The 795-nt window shown below is 71.7% G+C and carries 1 protein-coding gene; it reads left to right on the top strand.

The annotated features are described in order from the left end of the window. Positions 1–795, top strand: a 795-nt coding sequence (locus tag AB4039_RS42260) for a beta-ketoacyl synthase N-terminal-like domain-containing protein (protein WP_442273313.1), incomplete at both ends; no start/stop codon positions are given.

Raw genomic sequence — 795 nt, 5'->3', positions numbered from 1 at the left:
GCGTGAGGCGCTCGCGATGGATCCGCAGCAGCGGTTGTTGCTGGAGACCTCGTGGGAGGTGTTCGAGCGGGCCGGTATCGACCCGGCTTCGTTGCGGGGTTCGCGTACCGGGGTCTTCGCGGGCGTCATGTACCACGACTACGGCTCACGCCTGTCCGTCGTACCCGACGGATTCGAGGGATACCTGGTCAACGGGAGCGCGGGCAGCATCGCCTCGGGCCGCGTGGCTTACACCTTCGGTCTGGAGGGGCCGGCGGTGACGGTGGACACCGCGTGCTCCTCTTCCCTGGTCGCGCTGCACCTGGCGGCGCAGTCGCTGCGCCAGGGCGAGTGCTCGATGGCCCTGGTGGGCGGTGTGACGGTCATGGCGACCCCGAATGTCTTCGTGGAGTTCAGCCGCCAGCGCGGGCTGGCCGCCGACGGCCGGTGCAAGGCCTTCTCGGCCGCGGCCGACGGCACGGGCTGGGCCGAGGGCGCGGGCATGCTGCTGGTGGAACGTCTCTCGGACGCCCGCCGCAACGGCCACCGGGTACTGGCCGTCGTACGGGGTTCGGCGATCAACCAGGACGGCGCGTCGAACGGGCTGACCGCCCCGAACGGGCCGGCGCAGCAGCGGGTCATCCGTCAGGCGCTGGCGCAGGCCGGCCTGTCCGCCTCCGATGTGGACGCGGTGGAGGCGCACGGTACGGGCACCACCCTGGGTGACCCGATCGAAGCCCAGGCCCTGCTCGCCACCTACGGCCAGGACCGGCCCGAGGGCCGGCCCCTGTGGCTGGGTTCGCTGAAGTCGAACAT

Source organism: Streptomyces sp. M-16 (genome assembly GCF_052114405.1).
Classification (GTDB): Bacteria; Actinomycetota; Actinomycetes; order Streptomycetales; family Streptomycetaceae; genus Streptomyces.
Note: the sequence above shows the minus strand (reverse complement) of the source record. Positions and strands in the feature narration are given on the sequence as shown.